Source organism: Cryobacterium sp. MDB1-18-1, from assembly GCF_004402735.1.
Taxonomy (GTDB): domain Bacteria; phylum Actinomycetota; class Actinomycetes; order Actinomycetales; family Microbacteriaceae; genus Cryobacterium; species Cryobacterium glucosi.
The window spans coordinates 26,405-47,957 of the sequence record NZ_SOFR01000026.1 but is presented as its reverse complement, the minus strand read 5'-3'; the positions used below and the strand labels follow the sequence as shown (position 1 = coordinate 47,957).

Annotated in this window: 12 protein-coding genes; 5 read left to right on the top strand and 7 right to left on the bottom strand. The window is 68.1% G+C overall.

Annotated elements, in window-relative coordinates; all coding sequences use genetic code 11:
- Positions 1-21: 21 nt before the first annotated feature.
- On the bottom strand, positions 22-1,311 hold the full coding sequence (locus E3O50_RS06640; RefSeq protein ID WP_134560101.1) for a glycosyltransferase: 1,290 nt from the start codon (positions 1,309-1,311) through the stop codon (positions 22-24).
- A complete protein-coding gene (locus E3O50_RS06635) occupies positions 1,308-3,545 on the bottom strand; it encodes a glycoside hydrolase domain-containing protein (protein ID WP_134560099.1) in 2,238 nt (745 codons plus the stop codon). The genes E3O50_RS06640 and E3O50_RS06635 overlap by 4 nt, the downstream gene beginning before the upstream one ends.
- Positions 3,546-3,656: 111 nt before the next feature.
- On the opposite strand from E3O50_RS06635, the gene E3O50_RS06630 reads away from it, so the two are divergent.
- From E3O50_RS06630 to E3O50_RS06615, 4 genes are all read left to right on the top strand, one after another.
- Entirely contained in the window at positions 3,657-4,685 is a 1,029-nt protein-coding gene (locus E3O50_RS06630; RefSeq protein ID WP_134560097.1) for a glutathione S-transferase C-terminal domain-containing protein, read from the top strand.
- Between the two features lie 99 nt (positions 4,686-4,784).
- A complete protein-coding gene (locus E3O50_RS06625) occupies positions 4,785-5,339 on the top strand; it encodes a hypothetical protein (RefSeq protein WP_134448724.1) in 555 nt (184 codons plus the stop codon).
- A gap of 13 nt (positions 5,340-5,352) precedes the next feature.
- The gene (locus tag E3O50_RS06620; RefSeq protein ID WP_134560095.1) at positions 5,353-7,440 is read left to right on the top strand and encodes an ATP-binding cassette domain-containing protein; all 2,088 of its coding nucleotides are present in this window, start codon (positions 5,353-5,355) and stop codon (positions 7,438-7,440) included.
- Positions 7,437-8,357: an ECF transporter S component gene (locus E3O50_RS06615; protein ID WP_241975453.1), complete on the top strand. Its 921-nt coding sequence runs from the start codon at positions 7,437-7,439 to the stop codon at positions 8,355-8,357. The genes E3O50_RS06620 and E3O50_RS06615 overlap by 4 nt, the downstream gene beginning before the upstream one ends.
- Here E3O50_RS06615 and metH read toward each other — a convergent pair.
- Complete coding sequence (metH, locus tag E3O50_RS06610) at positions 8,245-11,781, bottom strand: methionine synthase (RefSeq protein WP_134560175.1); 3,537 nt, start codon at positions 11,779-11,781, stop codon at positions 8,245-8,247. The two genes, E3O50_RS06615 and metH, sit on opposite strands and share 113 nt — an antisense overlap.
- A 178-nt stretch (positions 11,782-11,959) precedes the next feature.
- On the opposite strand from metH, the gene E3O50_RS06605 reads away from it, so the two are divergent.
- Complete coding sequence (locus tag E3O50_RS06605) at positions 11,960-12,742, top strand: alpha/beta hydrolase (protein ID WP_134560091.1); 783 nt, start codon at positions 11,960-11,962, stop codon at positions 12,740-12,742.
- A gap of 66 nt (positions 12,743-12,808) precedes the next feature.
- Here E3O50_RS06605 and pyk read toward each other — a convergent pair whose 3' ends face one another.
- From pyk to lgt, 4 genes are all read right to left on the bottom strand, one after another.
- Positions 12,809-14,254 carry a pyruvate kinase gene (pyk, locus tag E3O50_RS06600; protein WP_134560089.1) on the bottom strand — a complete coding sequence of 482 codons (1,446 nt, stop codon included), beginning with the start codon at positions 14,252-14,254 and terminating at the stop codon, positions 12,809-12,811.
- A 106-nt stretch (positions 14,255-14,360) separates the two neighbouring features.
- Positions 14,361-15,818: a glutamate synthase subunit beta gene (locus tag E3O50_RS06595; protein WP_134560087.1), complete on the bottom strand. Its 1,458-nt coding sequence runs from the start codon at positions 15,816-15,818 to the stop codon at positions 14,361-14,363.
- On the bottom strand, positions 15,811-20,388 hold the full coding sequence (gene gltB / locus E3O50_RS06590; protein ID WP_134560085.1) for a glutamate synthase large subunit: 4,578 nt from the start codon (positions 20,386-20,388) through the stop codon (positions 15,811-15,813). Before gltB ends, E3O50_RS06595 begins: the two co-directional genes overlap by 8 nt.
- 125 nt (positions 20,389-20,513) lie before the next feature.
- Entirely contained in the window at positions 20,514-21,488 is a 975-nt protein-coding gene (gene lgt / locus E3O50_RS06585) for a prolipoprotein diacylglyceryl transferase (RefSeq protein WP_277612963.1), read from the bottom strand.
- Positions 21,489-21,553: the final 65 nt, after the last annotated feature.

The window sequence follows — 21,553 nt, the reverse complement described above, 5'->3', positions numbered from 1 at the left end:
GTCCGACTGCCGGATCCGCTCCTACTGGTGCGGCACCTCGGCGATGTCGCGCAGCGGGGCGAACATCCGGTCGAAGACGTTGCGCCGGTCGAACTGCATCGCGTACTCGCGCGCACGGTCAGCCCAGTCCCTGCGCTCCTCCGCCGTGGTCTCGAGAATTGCGCGGTCGATCGCTGCGGCGATCGCCTGCGGGTCTTCGACGGGGATGATCAGGGCGTGGTCGCCCACGGCTTCGCCGATGCCACCGGTGACGGTGGTGATCACGGGACCGCCGCCGGCGAGCATCTTCTCGGCCAGTGCGATGCCGAACGTCTCCACGAACTCCGGCCGCGGCTTGCTCGGAAGCACGAAGGCGGCGCATCCGGCCATCAGATACGGCTTCTCCGCATCGCCGACGTCGTCGAGGAACCGGATGCGATCGGCGAGCGGCGAGGCCGCGGCGATGGCCCGGAGTGCCTCGGACTGCGGGCCGCGGCCTGCGATCACGAGGATCTTGTCCTGGCTGGCCGCGCTGATCGCGTAACCGGCGATGAGATCGTCGACGCCCTTCGCCGCGGTGAGCCGGGAGAGGAACAGGATGTACCCGTCCCGTTCGAGGCCGCGGGCGGTGAGAACGTCGTCCGTCACGCTCTCGTCGAGGTGCAGGTAGGAGTCTGCGTCGATCGCCGGGTAGGAGATCGTGATCCGTTCGCGGCACTGGGCCGCGTAGCGGGTGCCGTGGTGCTGGTCGACGAGTTCGGCCTCGGTGATGATGAGCTGCCGGGTGTACTCGGACACAGCGACGCAGTAATCCTGGCTGAGATAGCTCGACAGGATGTGCGCAGCGGCGCCGAATCGTCCCTCGTTGACCGCGGTGCGCACGACATTCGTGACGTCCGAACCCACGGCTTCCGCGATCGTGGTCACGTTGACGGGCAGCCCGGTCCCCCAGGCAGCGCGCACGGCGTCGGAGACCGCGAGCGTGTGCGGCGTGAGGTAGAGCGAGAGGCAGACCGTGGGCACGCCATCGGTGAAGAGCTCGATCAGCCGGCCGGTGACCCCGGCGAGGTGGCGCCCGTCGAGCACCTTGTAGTCCCCGACCGGTGCGGGGCGGTCGACGAAGATCCCGGGACTGTATGGCAGCACGGAATCGAGCGGTTTGAGCGGCAGTCCGGAGGCCTGGAGCTTGTCGATCGGCCACGTCACGATGCGCACCTCGTCGAAGCCACGCTCGAGCGCGGTCTCAGCGAGATTACGCGCTTCGACGGAGTGGCCGCAGATGACCGGATCGGCCCGGACCACGATGACAAGCCGGTTCTCAACAGAATTCATGGTGTCTCTCCCGTGGATCGTGACGCTCGTGATGGTGACAAGGATGATGGCGTCGAGGGTGGGAAGTCCGTCGTTCCCCAGCTGCCGGGCTCAGGCCCCAACTCCACGACGAGTTCGCCACCGGCGTGGAATTCATTCCCACTGAGCCAGGTGCGCCCGAGCGGTTCCCCGTTGAATTCCATAGCCTGCACATACTGTACGGGTCCGCCCGGTGTCGGTTCAATGAATCCACGAGTACGGATGGTGAACGAGTGCTTACCGACAGAAAACGTCGACTTCTCGAAGGAGGGTGCGTTGACGAGGAAGATGTTCTGGCCGGCCACCGGGAACAGCCCGAGTGACGCCCAGACGAACCAGGAACTGAGCCCGCCGGAGTCGTCGTTTCCTGGCAGCCCTCCCCGGCCGGTGCCGAACTGCTGATGCACGATGTTGTGCACGATCTCGGCCGTGCGGTCCGGCCGGCCCACGTAATGGTACGACCACGGCGCTTCCATGTCGGGCTCGTTGTTGAGCCCCTCGAATCGGCCGAGTCGGTAGCCGGCGATGACTTCCTCCGGGCCGGAGCCCCGGACGAGCTGCTTCACCGGCTCGGCGCCGTAGCCGAAGAACTCGTCGAGCTGGGCGATGAACCGCTCGGCCCCTCCACTCAGAGCGATGCGGGCATCCATGTCCTGAACCAGCCGGAACGAGTAGTTGTGCCGGGTGCCCTCATAGTACGTGGAGTCCTTCAGGAGACCGGTGACCGGGTCGTACGCATTCACCCAGCGTTCAGCGAGGGCGACGAACTGCTCGACGAGGGCCCTGTCGCCGACGTGCCCGGCGACCTTCGCGGTGCACCAGTATCCGAATGCCAGGTCGAGGGTGTGGCTGATCGGATGCGCCTCCCCGTGAACCAGGAACTCCTCGCCGTAGGTGCGGCGCAGGTCGTCGGACATGTGCACGAGGGCCCAGTCCCAGTCGATTCCGGGGAGGCCGAGCTGGCACAGGTCGGCGAGGAAGGTATGGGCGAGAGCACTCGCCTGCCGTGAGAAACGGTCGCTTCCGCGGGCCATCCGGTACCCGATGGGGAAGTTGCCCTCCTCCTCCGAGATGGTGATCATCGCGTTCGCGAGCTCGACCGCTCGTTCCGGCATCAGCGCAGTGATCAGGGGAAGCTGGGTGCGGTAGATGTCCCACATGGTGCTGATGTCGAAGACGAACGGTCCGTCCGTCGGCCAGAACGGGCTCTCCGAGGGGGCCAGGCAGGGCTTGATCAGGGCGTGGTAGAGCGCCGTCGAGAACACCGTCTGGCGAGCGGCAGACGGTGTCCTGACCGTGATGCCCTTGAGCTTTTTGCGCCAGACCTTCTGGGTCCGCTCCCGGCGGGGCGTGAACTGCGCCGGTCCGGTTCCGCAATCCGCCTCGAGGTTGCGCTTGGCCTGGTCGACGCCCCGCAGGGAGAATCCGATCCGCAGCTCGATCGTCTGGCCCTCCTCGCTCGGACCGGCCCACATCAGGCCGAACGGGCGCAAGGTCGTCGGGCGGATGTGGTCGAAGTCGAGCCGGGTCCCACCCGGCATCAGGCGTCTGTCGTACCAGAGCATCTGACGCCACTGGGGGTTGTCGCACTCGATGTACACCGAAAGAGGGGCGCCCTCCACCACGATCTCCCCGCTGGCGACTCCGGGCTCGAGGCACTCGAGATGGGCCCGCACCGGGATCGTGGCGCCGTACGGAATCGACAGTCCACCGTGCGAGAAGTCGATGACCACCCGCGCCTTGGAATGTGCCGGAAAGGTATACCGGTGCACCGCACTCTTCGGCCCGACGGTGAGCTCTGCGGTGATGCCGGAGTCGAGGGTTCCTGAATACCAGCCCGGCTCGGCTTGTTCGTCGGTCAGCTCCCAGGTCCGACCGAGCACGTCGAGTGGTTCGATCATCGGCGTGACGCGGAAGTAGTTGTAGTACTTTCGGATGGCGCCGGTACCGGACTGCTGGAAGTGCGCGAATCCCGAAGCGAGGTGACGCTCGTGCAGGAGGGGCGGGATGCCCTCGAGAGAGAGGTCGTACCGGCCGTACCCTGTCGGATAGGCCCCCGAATACGCGCAGGCCGATACCATCCCGAGCGGGTAGGTAGCGCCCGGGTGCGTGTTCCCGATTTGAGGCTTCGGCCACCACCAGGTGGCGGCGAGGCCGGTCTGGGGAGGAAGGTCCGTAACCTCGGTGCCGATAAACGGGTCAACGCGACCGATCATGCAGTATCTCCTCTGAATGCCTTCCTCGGAGAGTAGCCGCTGCACTGCGTCGAAGATGACGCGACTCCGTTACCGCGAGGTAAATTCTCGCGCCGCCGCTACCGTTGAAGGATGACCACCCCAGAGCCCGAGGGCGCAGACCTGACGCCGAGCTACATCGAACCCGGACAGCCCTTCGATCGCGACACCCACTACATCGAGGACCGCATCACCCGGGACGCCCGTGACGGCTGGCCCGTCGAGCCCGGCCGGTACCGTCTCGTGGCCGCGCGGGCGTGCCCGTGGGCGAACCGGACCGCGATCGTCCGGCGCCTGCTCGGGCTGGAGGCGGTCATCTCGCTGGGCCTGCCGGGACCGACGCACGACAGGAACAGCTGGACCTTCGACCTCGACCCCGGCGCCGTTGACCCGGTGCTCGGCATTGAACGGCTTCAGCAGGCCTATTTCGCGAGATTCCCGGATTACCCGCGCGGCATCACCGTTCCCGCGATCGTGGACATTCCGAGCGGACGGGTCGTCACCAACAACTACCCGCAGATCACGATCGACTTCGAAACCGAATGGGTGGAGTATCACCGTGAGGGTGCTCCCGATCTGTATCCGGTCGAGCATCGCGCCGAGATCGACGAGGTCGCCGACCTGGTCTTCCACGACGTCAACAACGGCGTCTACAAGTGCGGCTTCGCCGGCAGCCAGAAGTCCTACGAGCGGGCATACGACGCCCTCTTCGCCCGCCTGGACTGGCTCGAGGAGCGCCTCGCGACCCAGCGCTTCCTTGTCGGCGACACGATCACCGAGGCCGACATCCGGCTCTTCACGACGCTCGCACGGTTCGACGCCGTGTATCACGGCCACTTCAAGTGCAACCGCAACAAGCTCAGCGAGATGCCTGTCCTGTGGGCATACGCGAGGGACCTCTTCCAGACGCCGGGTTTCGGCGACACGATCGACCTCGAACAGATCAAGCGGCACTACTACGTCACCCACAGCGACATCAATCCGAGCGGCATCGTCCCGAAGGGGCCGGATGCCCGTGGCTGGCTCGAACCGTCTGGTCGCGAGGCCCTGGGCGGGCGTCCGTTCGGCGACGGCACCCCGCCGGGGTCTCCCCTGCCGGCAGAGCGGGTGCCGGCGCTCTGACTCTGTCCCGGGGACAGCACCGCGGGCATGCTCCGGCACGATGACCCTGCGCGTCTGACGAATTCCGATTCCCGCCTGCCGCTCAGTATTCTGGGGGGCATGAAGATGCCAGTACTCGTTACGCTCACCCTGCTCGGAGCGCTGGCGCTCAGCGGTTGCGCCACCGGCCCGTCCACGTCGCCCAGCGGGACAGCCGCGCCCGGAGCCGCAGCAACGGCCGCCGCCACGGAGTCCGCCTCGCCAGAGGCCTGTTCCGGGGTGAGGGTTGTCGTCGATTTCGGAACCCTCGCCGCACCGAAGATCACCGACTGTGTGGACACCGGGACGGCGACCACGATCGCTGCAAGCGCCGTCATGAAGACCGCGGCCGTCGCGACCGAGGGAACCGTCCAGTACGGCGACCAGGTCGTCTGCCGCGTGAACGGGCGCCCTGCCGCCGACGAGACCGTCACGGTCACGGGCCAGGCCTCGTTCGTCGAATCGTGCCAGTCGATGGCGCCCGCATACGCATACTGGGCGCTGTGGATCCAGCAGTCCCCCGGCGCGGCCTGGGAGTACGCCCAGGAGGGCCTCGGGAGCCTCCAGGTGACGCCGGGTCAGTCCCTCGGCCTCGTGTTCACCACCGGTACCGAGACTCCGACGCCCGGGAGCTAGGGCTCCGACCCCGGTGTTCCGCTTTCGCCTGGCCCCCCTCCGCGCGGCCGTGCTCTTCGCGCTCGGATTCGTGGTGCTTCGGATCGGATACCGGGTGCTCTTCGGCGGCGGCGGGGGCACGGGGCTGGTGCTGCTCGACCTGCCGCGAGTCCCCCTCGCCGGACCGTTCAGTCACGTCGTGCTGTTCGGACCTGTCACGACCGGCGGCATCGGGAACGCGGCGCTGAGCGCGCTCCCGGTCGCGGCCGTGATCCTCGTGTTCGGGGTGCTCAACGCGCTCGTCGACGTGAGCCGCCTGTTCGCCCGCGGCGCCAGGCGCGGGCCGCTGCGCACGGTCTCCCGCGCGCTTGTGATCGCGTGGGCCACGTTTCCCGCACTCCTGGACTCGGTCAGGCGCGTCCGCCTGGCCGCTGCCCTCCGGGGTGAGCGGACCGTGGCAGCCCTGCTCGTCCCGGTGTTCGAGCAGACCATCGAGCGCGCCCTCGCCCTCGCTGCATCGATGGAGGCGCGGGGGTTCGCGTCCGTCGGGGCCGTCGGCGGCGCCTGTGACCGGCCCGTCGTCCTGGCGGATGCCGCGCTCGATTTCGACGGGGACTGGCGCCTCGAGCACCTCGACCTCGCTCTCGCCCCCGGCACCCTCACGGTCATCGTCGGGCCGACCGGTTCGGGCAAGTCCGGCCTGCTCCAGGCGATGAGCGGGCTGTTCCAGCACTTCCACGGCGGCCGCCAGCACGGCCGGATCGAGATCGCCGGCGTCGACAGGGCCGAGACTCCCCCGCGCGACACCGCCGGCTTCGTCGGCCTGGTGCCACAGGACGTGCGGCTGTCCTTCGTCGCGGAGACCGTGGCGGAGGAGATCGGTTTCGCCCTCGCCGTGCGCGGCGTCGCCGCGGTGATCGTGGAGCAGCGTGTGCGGGAGGTGGCCGCGCAACTCGGCATCACGCCGTTGCTGGGTCGCCCCGTCTCGGCGCTCTCCGCCGGGGAGGCCACCCTCGTCTCCCTCGGTGGCGCCCTGATCTGCCGGCCGGTGCTCCTGCTCGTCGACGAACCACTCGCCGAACTCGACACCGAGGCGAGGGACAGGGTCCTCCGCGTGCTCGACCGGCTGGCCCACGAGGCCGGAGTCTGCGTCGTGGTCGCCGAGCACAACAGCCGCGAGTTCGAAACTTTCGCGGATGCCTGGCTCGTGCTCGACGGGCACCGCGCGCGCATGCTGCCTCCGGGTGATCAGCCGCCGAACCGGGTCGGCGATCGCAGCGTCCCGAGCAGGAACGCACGGGCCGGGCACCGTCCGAGTCCCGGATCGGAGTCGGAGGCCGGGCTGCGCGCCGCGGTGCCGTTCGCCGGAAAGCCGCTCGCCGGCATCCGCGGGCTGACGGTTCGACACGGCGACCGGACCGTCGTCGACGCGGTGTCACTCGAGCTGGCAGCCGGCGAGATCGTCGCCCTCGAGGGCCGGAACGGCGCGGGCAAGAGCAGCCTCCTGAACGCGCTCGCGCTGCCGTCGACCCGTGGCACCGTGATCGTCGCCGGGCAGGATGTTTCGGCCATGCACAGGAGGAACCGGCGCCGGGCGGTCGCGCTCGTTCCGGAGAATTTCGACGACCTGTTCTTCGCTACGACGGTCGCGGACGAATGCCGCCGCAGTGACCGGTCGACGCGGCGACGAGCGGGACCACGCGCGGGCCTCGCACCGGGTTCCACAGCCGGGACGTTCGCGCGGCTTCTGGGGCACGACTCCGCCGCAGCAGCTCCCCTCCTCGAGCGTCACCCGCGGGACCTGTCCGCGGGCCAGCGGCTTTGCCTCGCGATCGCGATCCAGCTCGCGGACACCCCTGCCCTGCTGCTCGTCGATGAGCCGACCCGAGGCCTCGACGCCGCAGCCCGTTCGCTCGTGGGCACGGCGCTGGAACGCGCGTCCAGCCGGGAATCCGCGGTGCTGTTCGCGACGCACGACCACGACTTCTCCCGGTCTTTCGCCACCCGGACCCTGCACCTCGAGGCCGGGTGCCTGAGTGCAGAGCTGTACATCGGCGCCGGGGCGTCGGGCGCAGCCTCAGCTGTCGGTACTCCGGGCCGGGACAAGCCGGTGACGCCGTGAAGCGCCGCAGCGGGCGGTGGACATCCGCGGTGTTGTGGGGTGGCAGCCTGCTCGCCGCCGCGGGTTTCGGCTGGCCGCTGTTCGCGACCGCCGTTCCCCGGGACGCGCAGGGCGCTGTTCCGTTCGTCGCGTTCGCCCTCGTGCCCGCCGTGATCGTCGCGCTCGCCCTCGTGGTGGACCGCGAGATGTACACCGCGAAGACGGTGGCCCTGCTCGGGGTGCTCGCGGCAGTGGGAGCTGCGGTCCGGATCGCGGGCACGGGCGTCGGCGGTATCGAGGCCGTGTTCATCCTGCTCATCCTGGCCGGACGGGTCTACGGTGCCCGGTTCGGGCTGCTGCTCGGGCTGCTGACCATCGCCGTGTCTTCGGTGCTCTGGGGCGGGTTCGGGCCGTGGACCCCGTTCCAGATGTTCGCCTGCGGCTGGGTCGGCGCGGGTGCAGCCCTGCTGCCACGCCTGCGCGCCGGTGGGCGACTCGGCCCGCGTGCCAGGGCACGCCTCGAGATCGCGCTCCTGGCCGGGTACGGCGTCGTCGCGTCCTACCTGTTCGGGCTCGTGATGAACCTGTGGTTCTGGCCGTTCGCCGTTGGAACGGGGACCGGCATCTCCTACTCCCCCGGAGCGTCCCTGGGCACGAACCTGGCCTCCTTCGGCCTCTACTCGCTCGTCACGTCGACGCTGACCTGGGACACCGTTCGCGCCGTCACGACGGTGCTCGGCATCTTCCTGGTCGGCCCGGCGGCCCTCGCCGCCCTGCGCCGGGCGAAACTGCCCGCCGCCAGGAGCGCGCCATCGCCGGGCGACGCTAGACCGAGAAGTACTTCGCTTCCGGGTGATGGAACACGAACGCATCCGTCGACTGCTCCGGATGAAGCTGCAGCTCCTCAGACAGCACGACACCCATCCGCTCGGGCCTGAGCAGTTCGACGACCTTGCGGCGGTCCTCCATCTCGGGGCAGGCCGGATAGCCGAGTGAGAAACGGGCGCCGCGGTATTCGAGCTTGAACATGCCGGCCACGTCGGCCGGGTCCTCGGCGCCGAGACCGAGCTCTGAGCGCACGCGAGCGTGCCAGTACTCGGCGAGGGACTCGGTCAGCTGCATGGTGAGACCGTTCAGCTCCAGGTAATCGCGGTACTTGTTCGCAGCGAAGAGCTTCGCGGTCACGCTGTCGACGTTGGCGCCGGCCGTGACGAGCTGGAGGGCGACGACGTCGACCTGCCCGGACTCGCGCGGACGGACGAAGTCGGCCAGGCACAGGTGCCGGTCCCGTCTCTGGCGCGGGAAGGAGAATCGCAACCGTTCGGTGCCGACCGCTCCGCCGGAACCGCCGTCGGGCGCGAGCAGGCCCGGCGTGCCGAGGCGCCCGTCCGGGTCGTCGTCGTGGTGCAACACCACGAGGTCGTTGCCCTCGCTGTATGCGGGGAAGTAGCCGTACGCGACGGAGGCGTCGAGCATGCCCTCCGCGAGGATCCGGTCGAGCCAGTACCGCAGCCGCGGCCTGCCCTCGGTGTCGACGAGTTCCTGGTAGCTGGCGCCGTCTTCCGCGCGGCTGGGCTTGAGGCCCCACTGGCCCATGAAGGTCGCCCTCTCGTCGAGGAAGGCCGAGTATTCGGCGAGGGCGACGCCCTTGACGATCCTGGTCCCCCAGAACGGCGGAACGGGCACCGGGTTGTCTGCTGCCACGTCGCTGCGCACCGGCATGGCGTCCGGCTCGGTGACGGTGAGCAGGCTGCGCTTGTGAATGCGTTGTTTCAGCGGCGGCAGGCCGACGGATGCCGGGTCTGCGCCGCGGGCGATGGCCACGAGCGGCTCCATCAGCTTCAGGCCCTCGAAGGCGTCCCTGGCGTACCGGACCTGCCCCTCGAACAGTCCGGCGAGGTCTTCCTCGACGTAGGCGCGGGTGAGGGCTGCGCCGCCGAGGATCACGGGCCACTTCTTCGCGAGCCCCCGGTTGTTCAGTTCGAGCAGGTTCTCCTTCATCACGACCGTGGACTTGACCAGCAGGCCGCTCATCCCGATCACGTCGGCGTTGTGCTCCTCCGCGGCCGCGATGATCTCGTTGATCGTCTTCTTGATCCCGATGTTCACGACGTCGTAACCGTTGTTGGTCAGGATGATGTCGACGAGGTTCTTGCCGATGTCGTGCACGTCGCCGCGCACGGTCGCGAGGACCATCGTGCCCTTGCCCGCTGCCTCCGACTTCTCCATGTGCGGCTCGAGGAGCGCGACGGCGGCCTTCATCACCTCGGCGGACTGCAGCACGAACGGCAGCTGCATCTCTCCGCTGCCGAACCGGGCGCCGACGATCTGCATGCCGGCGAGCAGGTGAACGTTGACGATGTCGAGGGCGCTCATCCCTCCGGCGCGGGCGAGGTCGAGGTCGGCCTCGAGCCCCTTGGCCTCTCCGTCGATGATGCGTCGCTCGAGGCGCTCGCCGACCGGCAGGGCCGCGAGCTCGGCCGCGCGCTCGTCCTTCAGTGCGGCGGAGTCGACACCGGCGAACAGGTCGAGGAGCGCGGCCAGTGGGTCGTAGGTCAGGTTGCCGTCGACGTCGTACTCGCGGCGATCCCAGACCAGGTCGAGCGCCACCGTACGGCGGTCGTCCGGCACCGAGGCGAGCGGAACGATCTTGGCCGAGTTGACGATGGCGGAGTCGAGCCCGGCCGCTGTCGCCTCGTGCAGGAACACCGAGTTGAGCACCGACCTGGCCGCCGGGTTCAGCCCGAAGGACACATTCGAGACGCCGAGCGTGGTGTGGATGCCGGGATACTTCGCCTTGATCTGCCGGATCGCCTCGATCGTCTCGATCCCGTCCCTGCGGGTTTCCTCCTGGCCCGTGGCGATCGGGAAGGTCAGGGCGTCGACGATGATATCTTCGACCCGCATCCCCCAGTCGTTCACGAGGGTCTCGACGAGCCTGGTCGCGATGCGCACCTTGTGCTCTGCGGTGCGGGCCTGGCCCTCCTCGTCGATGGTGAGGGCGATCACGGCGGCTCCGTGTTCCTTGACGAGCGGCATGATCCGGCCGAAGCGACTGCCGGGTCCCTCGCCGTCCTCGAAGTTGACCGAGTTCACGACCGGGCGTCCGCCGATGAGTTCCATGCCCGCCTGCAGCACCGCAGGCTCTGTGGAGTCGACGACGAGCGGCAGGGTCGAAGCGCTCGCGAGCCGGGAGATGACCTGGCGGATGTCGGCGACGCCGTCCCGCCCGACGTAGTCGATGCAGACGTCGAGCAGGTGGGCGCCGTCGCGGACCTGGGCGCGGGCGATGTCGACGCAGTCGTCCCAGCGTTCCTCGAGCATGGCGTCGCGGAATGCCCGGGAGCCGTTGGCGTTCGTGCGCTCCCCGATCGCGAGGAAGGCACTGTCCTGGTCGAAGCTGACATGCTGGTAGAGGCTCGCGACGCCGGAGTCCTCTTCGATCGTGCGTGCACTGACGGTGGCGCCGCGCAGGCGGTCGACGACCGCGCGCATGTGCGCGGGAGTCGTCCCGCAGCATCCGCCGACGAGGCCCAGCCCGAACTCCTTGACGAACTGTTCGTGCGCCGTCGCGAGCTGGTCCGGCGTGAGCGGGTAGCTCGCCCCCGTCGCCGTCAGCATCGGCAGGCCGGCGTTCGGCATGCACATCACCGGAACGTGCGAGTAGCGCGCGAGATGGCGCAGGTGTTCGCTCATCTCTGTCGGACCGGTGGCGCAGTTCAGGCCGATCGCGTCGATGCCGAGGGGTTCGAGCGCCGTGAGCGCCGCCCCGATCTCACTCCCCATCAACATGGTGCCTGTGGTCTCCACGGTCACCTCGACGAAGATCGGCAGGCGGATGCCGGTCTCCGCGATGGCCTGCTTGCAGCCGTTCACCGCGGACTTGGTCTGGAGCAGGTCCTGGGAGGTCTCGATCAGGAAGGCGTCGGCACCGCCGCGAATGAGACCGACGGCCTGCTCGGCGAAGGTCGCCTTGAGGTGGGCGTATGTGGTGTGGCCGAGGCTCGGGAGCTTGGTGCCCGGACCCATCGAACCGAGCACCCAGCGCACCCGGCCGTCCCTGTACTCGTAGTCCTCGACGCTCTTCCTGGCGATCGCCGCTCCGAGCCTCGCGAGTTCCTCGATGCGGTCCTCGATGTCGTAGTCGGAGAGGTTCGACCAGTTGGCTCCGAAGGTGTTGCTCTCGACGGCGTCGATGCCGGTGTCGAGGTACGCGCCGTGGATCGCCTCGATCATGTCGGGACGACTCACGTTCAGGATCTCGTTGCAGCCCTCGAGCTGCTGGTAGTCGTCGAGGGTGGGGTTGTGCTCCTGCAGCATCGTCCCCATGGCGCCGTCGGCGATGACGACCCGTTCCTTCATCGTGTCGAGCAGGGCCTGCGACCGGGCCGGGCGCACGGCATCCGCGAATTCGGGGTGCTGCACGGCATCGGATCTCACTGTCAGTTCACTCACCCGTCTACAGTAGCGGCCCGGGCCAGAGACCTGGCCGCTCCCCGCAGCGCTCGCCCCGGCCGCCGGCGTGGTCAAATAGTGGACGATGAACACTCGAACAGCGCCCGCCCACCGCTTCGTCTACTCCGCGGACGGGGTCAACCTCGCGACCTACGAATTCGGTGATCCGTCGGACCCGACCGTGCTCGCCGTGCACGGCTTCGCGTCGAGCGCCGTCGCGAACTGGCACGCCACCGGCTGGACGAGGGACCTCCTGCGCGCGGGCTTCCACGTGATCGCGATCGACCAGCGTGGCCACGGCCTGAGCGACAAGCCGCACTCCCCCTCCGCGTACACGATGGACACGCTCGTCGCCGACGTGCAACAGGTCCTCGACGCCTACCTGCTCGACGAGGTCGCCTACGCGGGCTACTCCCTGGGCGCACGGGTCGGCTGGCAGGCGGCGAGTGAGCTCGAGGGGCGCGTGACCCGCGCGGTACTCGGCGGCATTCCGGACGGTGACCCGCTCACGCGGTTCCAGGTCGCCGATGCCCGCGCGCACATCGAACACGGCACCGAGGTGGGCGACCGGCTCACTGGCGCGTACCTCACCATGGCCAAGGCGTTGCCGGGCAACGATCTCGAGGCGCTCGTCGCGCTCGTCGAGGGCATGCGCGGCGGTCCCCAGCCCGGACCAGACAACGCGCCGTCCCAGCCGCTCCTGTTCGCGACCGGGAGCGAGGATCGAATCCTCGAGGCTTCGCGGGCCCTCGCGGAGGCCACGCCTGCCGGATCGTTCTTCGAGATCCCCGGCCGCAACCACTTCAACGCCCCGACCTCCCGCGCCTTCCGCGACGCGGCCATCGCGTTCCTGGGCACGACGGACTGATCCCGCCCGGACACTGGAAAAGCCCCGCCGACCGAAACGGTCGACGGGGCTTTCCTTCCAACGGGACTACTGCTTGACGTATGCCGGAGCAACCTCGTTGTGGGCGTCGCCGATGCGGTGCACCCGGATGTCGTTCGTCGAGCCGGCGATTCCGGGAGGGGAACCGCTGATGACGACGACCTTGTCACCGAGCTGGGCCAGGCCCTGGCCGAGCAGGATGTCGTCGACCTGGCCGAACATGGAGTCCGTGTGCGTGACCCGGTCCACGAGGTACGTCTGCACGCCCCAGGTGAGCGCGAGGCGGCGGCGGATGCCGGGCTCAGGCGTGAAGGCGAGCATCGGGATCTTCGACCGCAGGCGGGACATCCGGCGGGCGGAGTCTCCGGATTCGGTGAAGATGCAGAGGAACTTCGCGTCGACGAATTCCGCGACCTCGATCGCGGCGAGGGTGATCGCCCCGCCCTGGGTGCGCGGCTTGTTCGTGAGCGGCGCGATGCGCTCCAGGCCGTGGTCTTCGGTGGATGCGACGATCCGCGCCATGGTCTGAACCGTGACGACGGGGTATTCGCCGACACTGGTCTCGCCGCTGAGCATGACCGCGTCCGCGCCGTCGAGAACGGCGTTCGCGACGTCGGACGTTTCCGCACGCGTCGGGACCGGGCTGTGGATCATCGATTCGAGCATCTGCGTCGCGACGATGACCGGCTTGGCCATCCGGCGGGCGAGCTCGACGGCGTGCTTCTGCACGATCGGCACGGCTTCGAGCGGGAGCTCGACGCCGAGGTCGCCACGGGCGACCATGATCGAGTCGAAGGCGTCGATGATCTCTTCGAGGTGCTCGACGGCCTGCGGCTTCTCGATCTTGGCGATGACGGGGACCTTGCGGCCCTCCTCTGCCATGATCTCGTGCACGCGGGTGATGTCTGCCGCGTCGCGCACGAAGGAGAGGGCGATCAGGTCGGTGCCGAGGCGGAGGCCCCAGCGCAGGTCTGCTTCGTCCTTCTCGGACAGTGCGGGAACGTTGACGGCAACACCGGGCAGGTTGATGCCCTTGTTGTTCGAGACCGGGCCGGCGACGATGACGCGCGTCGTGACGACGATGCCGTTTGTCGCGACGACCTCGACCTTGACCTTGCCGTCGTCGATCAGCAGGAAGTCGCCGGGCTTGACGTCGTTGGGCAGGCCCTTGTACGTCGTGCCGGAGAGTTCCCTCGTGCCGAGCACGTCTTCCGTGGTGATCTTAAAGATGTCGCCGACGGCCAGTTCATAAGGGCCGCCCTCGAACTTGCCGAGCCGGATCTTCGGGCCCTGCAGGTCGACCAGGACTGCGACCGCGCGACCGGAATCATTCGCTGCCTTGCGGATGTTCGCGTAGACGGCCTCGTGCACGGTGTAGTCACCATGGCTGAGGTTCATCCGGCAGACATCGACACCCGCGTCGATCAGGGCTCGAATTTGATCGTAACTGGCGGCTGCCGGCCCGAGGGTGGCGACAATTTTGGCGCGTCTCATTCTGAAAGTGCTCCGTTTTCCGCGCCGGGTAGGCGCATTCTTGTTCTGTGGTTCTGGAGGCCGCTTGGTGGCGTCCTCCGGCTAATCGCTCACTTCACAGGGACCGTTAGATGGCGAAGGCATGGTCGGTCGGTTTGACCGGAGCAGGTAGTTGTGTCTCACCTTCGAGGAATCGATCGACGGCGGCTGCAGCAGCACGACCTTCAGCGATCGCCCAGACGATGAGGGACTGTCCGCGACCGGCATCGCCGGCGACGAACACGCCCTCATGGCTGGTTTGGTAGTTACCGTCTCGAACGACATTACTCCGCCCATCGAGCGGCACGTGCAGCTGGCTGGTGAGCTCCGCCGATTCCGGGCCGGTGAATCCGAGTGCGAGGAGTACGAGGTCCGCGGGGATTTCACGTTCCGTACCCGCCTTGGGCACGCGCCGGCCATCGAGGTACTCGGTTTCAGCGACGCGGATCGCGCGAACCTCGCCTGCCTCGTTGGAGAGGAACTCGATCGTCGAGGCGAGGTATTCGCGGGTTCCGCCCTCTTCGTGGGCGCTCGAGACCTCGAACAGGGTCGCGGACATCGGCCACGGCTGGTGTTCGGGCCGTTCGGTGCCGGGCTGCCTGCCGATCGCGAGGTTCGTGACGGATGCCGCGAGCTGGCGGTGCGCAGTTCCGATGCAGTCGGCGCCGGTGTCGCCACCACCGAGGACGACGACATGCTTGCCCTCCGCGGTGATCTGGCTGTCGACCGTGTCCCCCGCGCCCGTGCGGTTCTGCTGCACGAGGTATTCCATCGCGAAGTGCACTCCGGGGAGGTCGCGGCCGGGGACGGGCAGGTCGCGGGGTACGAGCGCACCCGTCGCGACGACCACGGCGTCGTACCGGGCACGGAGGTCGTCCCAGGTGATGTCGACGCCGATGTTCACGCCGGCGCGGAACCGGGTTCCCTCCGCCGTCATCTGCGCGAGGCGCAGGTCGAGGTGCTTCTTCTCCATCTTGAAGTCGGGGATGCCGTAACGCAGCAGTCCGCCGATCCGGTCGTCGCGTTCGAACACGGCGACCGTGTGACCCGCGCGGGTGAGCTGCTGGGCTGCGGCGAGACCCGCGGGCCCCGATCCGACGACGGCAACCGTCTTACCGGTCAGGCGCCCCGGCGGCTGCGGCTGCACCCAGCCGCTGGCGAAGGCCTGGTCGATGATCGAGACCTCGACCTGCTTGATCGTCACGGCAGGCTGGCTGATCGCGAGGACGCACGCCGACTCGCACGGGGCGGGGCAGAGCCGTCCGGTGAACTCAGGGAAGTTGTTCGTGGAGTGCAGGCGCTCGATGGCCTGCCTGCCTTCCTCGCGCCAGGTCAGATCGTTCCACTCTGGGATCAGGTTGCCGAGCGGGCAGCCCTGGTGGCAGAAGGGAACACCGCAGTCCATGCAGCGGCCGGCCTGCCGTTTGAGAACGGCGGCGTCTCCCTGTTCGTAGACCTCTTTCCAGTCCATCAGGCGCACGGACACCGGCCGACGCGGCGGCAGTTCGCGCGCCTTCGTTGTGAGGAATCCCTTCGGATCAGCCATTGGTAACCTCCAGGATGCGGTTCCAGACGACGTCGCCGTCGGGGTCGAGACCCTCGGCGACGGCGTTCTGCCTGGTCGCCAGGACGGCGGCGTAGTCCCGCGGCAGCACCTTGACGAATGTGGACATGGTTGTTTCGAGATCCGACAGGAGAGCCGCGGCGAGCACGGAATCCGTCTGGTCTCTGTGCTGCTCGAGGAGATCGCTGACGATCTCCCTGTCGGCGCTTCCGAGCGGGAGGAGCGTGAGCTCCCCGGACTCGAGCGCCTGGCTGTTGACGTCCTCCGTGCGGAGTCCGTACACGTATGCTGTGCCGCCGCTCATGCCGGCACCGAGATTGCGCCCGGTCCGGCCGAGGATCAGGGCGAGCCCGCCCGTCATGTATTCGAGGGCGTGGTCACCGACGCCTTCGACGACCGCAGTCGCTCCGGAGTTGCGCACCAGGAACCGTTCCCCGACGATGCCGCGGATGAACATGCTGCCCTGGGTGGCGCCGTAGCCGATCACGTTGCCGGCAATGACGTTCTCCTCGGCGGAGAAGATGCTCGAACGGTCGGGGCGAACCACGATCTGACCGCCGGAGAGACCCTTTCCGACGTAGTCGTTCGAGTCGCCCTCCAGCCTGAGGGTGATCCCGCCCGGCAGGAAGGCCCCGAACGACTGTCCGGCCGAACCGGTCAGCGTCACGTCGATCGAGCCGGCCGGAAGGCCGTTCTCGCCGTGCCGGATCGTCACCTCGTGGCCGAGCATCGTGCCGACGGCCCGTTCGGTGTTGCGGATCGGCAGGGCGATCTCGACCCGGCCGCCGTGCTCGAGCACGCTTCCCGCGCGCCTGATCAGCTCGTTGTCGAAGTGCTTGTCGAGTTCGTGTTCCTGGGGTCGACCGAACTGCCTCGGCTCGGAATCCGGAAAGTCCGGTCCGTCGAGGATCGGCGCGAGGTCGAGGCCCGCCGTCTTCCAGTGTTCGAGCGCGCCGTCGACGTCGAGGATCTCGTGGTGGCCGACGGCCTCCTGGAGGCTGCGGAAGCCGAGCTCCGCGAGGTACTCGCGCACCTCCTGGGCGATGAACTCGAAGAAGTTCACGACATGGTCTGCCTTGCCCGTGAAGCGCTTCCGCAGTTCGGGGTTCTGGGTGGCGACGCCGACCGGGCAGGTGTCGAGGTGACAGACCCGCATCATGACGCAGCCCTCGACGATCAGGGGCGCGGTAGCGAAGCCGAACTCCTCCGCTCCGAGCAGCGCGCCGATGATGACGTCCCTGCCGGTCTTGAGCTGGCCGTCGACCTGCAGGACGACGCGGTCACGCAGGCCGTTGAGCATCAGGGTCTGCTGGGTTTCCGCGAGTCCGAGCTCCCAGGGCGTCCCCGCGTGCTTGAGCGAGTTGAGCGGGCTCGCCCCGGTGCCGCCGTCATGGCCTGAGATCAGGATCACGTCCGACAGGGCCTTGGCGACGCCGGCGGCGACCGCCCCGATGCCGGACTGGCTGACGAGCTTCGTGTGGATGCGTGCATCCGGGTTCGCCCGTTTGAGGTCGAAGATGAGCTGCTTGAGGTCTTCGATCGAGTAGATGTCGTGGTGCGGCGGCGGTGAGATCAGGCCGACGCCCGCGGTGGCGTGCCGGGTGCGCGCGATCCAGGGATACACCTTGGTCGGCGGCAGCTGGCCGCCCTCACCGGGCTTGGCTCCCTGGGCGAGTTTGATCTGGATGTCGTCGGCGTGCGACAGGTACATGCTCGTCACGCCGAACCGCCCGGAGGCGACCTGCTTGACGGCGCTGCGGCGCTGCGGGTCGATCAGCCGGTCGAGGTCCTCGCCGCCCTCCCCGGTGTTCGACTTGCCGCCGATCCGGTTCATGGCGATCGCAAGGGTTTCGTGGGCCTCCGGGGAGATCGAGCCGTAGCTCATCGCACCGGTCGCGAAGCGCGTAACGATCGACGCGACCGATTCGACCTCGTCGAGAGGCACGGGGTGCCGCTTGTGCGTGTCGAAGGTGAACATGCCGCGGAGCGTCATGAGGCTCTCGGCCTGGTCGTCGACGAGTTTGGTGTACTCGCGGAAGATGTCATAACGGCCGGTCCTGGTCGCGTGCTGGAGCCGGAAGATCGTCTCCGGGTTGAACAGGTGCGGGGAGCCGTCGCGGCGCCACTGGTACTCGCCGCCGGTGCTGAGGCGTTCGTGCGCCGTGACTGCTGCATCTTCCGGGTAGGCCGAGGCGTGGCGTGCTTCGTTTTCCGCAGCGATGACATCGATGCCGATGCCGCCGAGCTTGCTCGTCGTCCCGGTGAAGTACTGGGCGACAAAGTCCTGGCTCAGGCCGACGGCCTCGAAGGTCTGGGCTCCCGCATAGGACGACACCGTCGAGATGCCCATCTTGGACATGATCTTGAGCACGCCCTTGCCCAGGGCCTTGATGACGTTGCGCACGGCCTTCTCGGGTGAGACGTTCGTGATGTACCCGCTGCGGACCAGGTCCTCGCAGGTTTCCATCGCGAGGTACGGGTTGACCGCTGAGGCGCCATAGCCGATCAGGAGCGCGACGTGGTGCACCTCGCGCACGTCACCGGCCTCGACGACAATGCCGACCTTCATCCGGTTCTCCGTGCGGATCAGGTGGTGGTGCACGGCGGCGATCATCAGGAGAGACGGGATCGGCGCGAGATCCTTGTTGGAATCGCGGTCGGAGAGCACGATGAAACGGGCTCCGGCCTCGATGGCGTCGTCGACTTCGAGGCACATCGCGTCGATGCGGTTGGCCAGGGCGTCCGGGCCATCGTCGAAACGGTACAGGCCCCGGATGGTCGAGGTCGTCCGGCTGCCGGGGGCGGGGTCGATGTGCTGGATCTTGGCGAGTTCGTCGTTGTCGATGACCGGGAAGTCCAGGACCACCTGGCGCGCATGCTCCGGTCCGACGGACAGGAGGTTCCGCTCCGGCCCGAGTCCGAGCTTGAGGGAGGTCACGACCTCCTCCCGGATCGAGTCGAGGGGCGGGTTTGTCACCTGGGCGAACTGCTGGGTGAAGTAGTCGAAGATGAGCCGGGGCCGGTCGCTCAGAACGGCGATCGGCGTGTCGCTGCCCATGGCGCCGAGGGGTTCCCCGCCGGTGCGGGCCATCGGGGCGAGCAGGATGCGCACTTCTTCTTCGGTGTAGCCGAAGGTGCGCTGGCGGCGCACGACGGATGCCGGCGGGTGCACGATGTGCTCGCGCTCAGGGAGGTCCTTGAGGTTGATCCGGCCGGCGTCGAGCCAGTCCCCCCACGGTTCCATCGCGGCGAGTTCTGCCTTGATCTCGTCGTCCTCGATCAGCCGGCCCGCGACGGTGTCGACGAGGAACATCTTGCCGGGGCGGAGCCGGCCCTTGCGGACCACGCGGGCGGGGTCGATGTCGAGCACGCCGATCTCGCTCGCGAGCACGACGAGGCCGTCGTCGGTGATCAGGTACCGGCCGGGGCGGAGCCCGTTGCGGTCGAGCGTGGCGCCGACGAGGGAACCGTCGGTGAAGACGATCGCCGCGGGACCGTCCCACGGCTCCATCAGCATCGAGTGGTACTCGTAGAACGCGCGTCGTTCCTCGTCGAGCGCGGTCTGGTTCTCCCAGGCCTCAGGGACCATCATCATGACGGCGTGCGGCAGGGAGCGGCCGGAGAGGCTCAGGAGCTCGACGACCTCGTCGAAGGACGCGGAGTCGCTGCCGCCGGGGGTGACGATCGGCAGCAGCGGGGCGAGGTCTCCGAGCAGGGAGGATTCGAGCTGGGACTGGCGCGCGCGCATCCAGTTGCGGTTGCCCTGCACGGTGTTGATCTCACCGTTGTGCGCGATCATCCGGAACGGCTGCGCGAGCGGCCACGACGGGAAGGTGTTGGTCGAGTACCGGGAGTGCACGAGGGCGAGCTTCGAGACGAAGCGCGGGTCGGAGAGGTCCGGGTAGAAGGGTTCGAGCTGGAGGGTCGTGACCATGCCCTTGTAGACCAGGGTGCGGCAGGAGAGCGACGCGAAGTACGTCTCGAGTTCCCGCTCCGCGCGCTTCCGCAGCCGGACGGTCTGGCGGTCGAGCGCGATGTCCGCGACGCGTTCACCGTCGTCCTCCGTGCGCGAACTCTGGACGAAGAGCTGCTGGATCGCGGGCATGGCCGCCCTGGCCAGGTTTCCGACCTCGTCGGGGCGCACGGGGACTTCGCGCCAGCCGAGGATCTCGAGGCACTCCTCCTGGGCGATCCGGCCGATCTGGCGCTTGACGGCGCTGCGTTCGGTCGGGTCTGTCGGGAGGAACACGTTGCCGACGGCGTACCGCCCGGCGGCGGGGAGCTCGAATTCGACGACCTGGCTCAGGAAGTCGTGCGGGATCTGGGTGATGATGCCTGCGCCGTCGCCGGTTCCGGCGTCTGACCCAACCGCGCCGCGGTGTTCGAGGTTCCGGAGGGCGTCGAGTGCGATCGTGATGATGTCGTGCCCGGCGGTTCCGCGGAGTGTCGCGACCATGGCGAGCCCGCAGGCGTCCCGCTCGTCGGCAGGGTTGTACAGCCCCTGGGGCTGGGGAACGGTGCTGAAGCGGGAAAAGAGGGGTGACTGCGGCATGGGACCGTCCTCAGAGATAGCTGGCAAGTGGGGACGACGCTGGCCCGCGGGGGTGGAGATCATCTGCGTACAGTTGCGCGCCGACCCGTCGTACCGGGAGGGAGGCGGGAGCCGGGTGTACGGTCTCAGGCCTGGAGGCGCGGGTTGCTGGTGCTTGTGGCTGCAACGTCGCCCGATGCGGCGGGTTCGACGGCCTCATCACCGTGGTCCTCGAAATCCGTATCAAACTCTTCAGATTCTACCTCAGGGACGGGGCGCTTCCATTCCCGACCTGGGCGATAGACGCTGACTTCGAGTCCGGGGTGCCTGCGGCCCTGCACCACGATGAGGATGATGCCGAGGACCACCGCGATGATCGCTGCCCAGACGTTGGTGCGGATTCCGAAGAAGATCTCGCTCGGGTCGATGCGGATCGATTCGAAGAACGTGCGGCCGAGGCCGTACCAGACCAGGTACACACCGAAGGCGCGGCCCCAGCGGAGCGTGATCCGGCGTTCGATGAGGAGGATGACGATCACGCCGATCGTGTTCCAGATCATCTCGTAGAGGAAGGTCGGGTGGAACAGGGTGCCGGCCGGGAGCCCGACGGGGAAGGCCGGGTTGGTCGACGGCACCTCGAGGCCCCAAGGCAGGGTCGTCGGCAGGCCGAACAGTTCGGTGTTGAACCAGTTGCCGAGGCGTCCCATCGCCTGCGCGATGAGCATTCCGGGGGCGAGGGCATCCGCGAAGGACCAGAATTTCACGCCGGAGATCCGGCAGCCGATGTATGCTCCGACGGCCCCGCCGATGAGCGCACCGAAGATGGCGTTTCCGCCGTGCCAGATCGCGAAGACCTCCCAGGGGTTCGCACCGGCGTAGAAGTAGTCGGCAGGGTGGGTGAGCACGTGGTACGCCCGGGCGCCGACGATGCCGAGCGGAACGGCCCAGAGGATGATGTCGAGCACGACGCCCGGCTCGCCGCCGCGATTGCTGAGGCGCCTGCTCGTCATGACCGTCGCCGCGATGATGCCGGCCAGGATGCACAGCGCGTACGCGTGGATCGGGAACATACCGAGGTTGAAAGAACTCCACTCGGGGCCTGGGCTCGGAATGCTCAGCAGAAAAGACACCTGGGTATTACCTTTCGTAGCGGGGAAGCGTGGGAGCTCGCCTCGGTCAACTTACC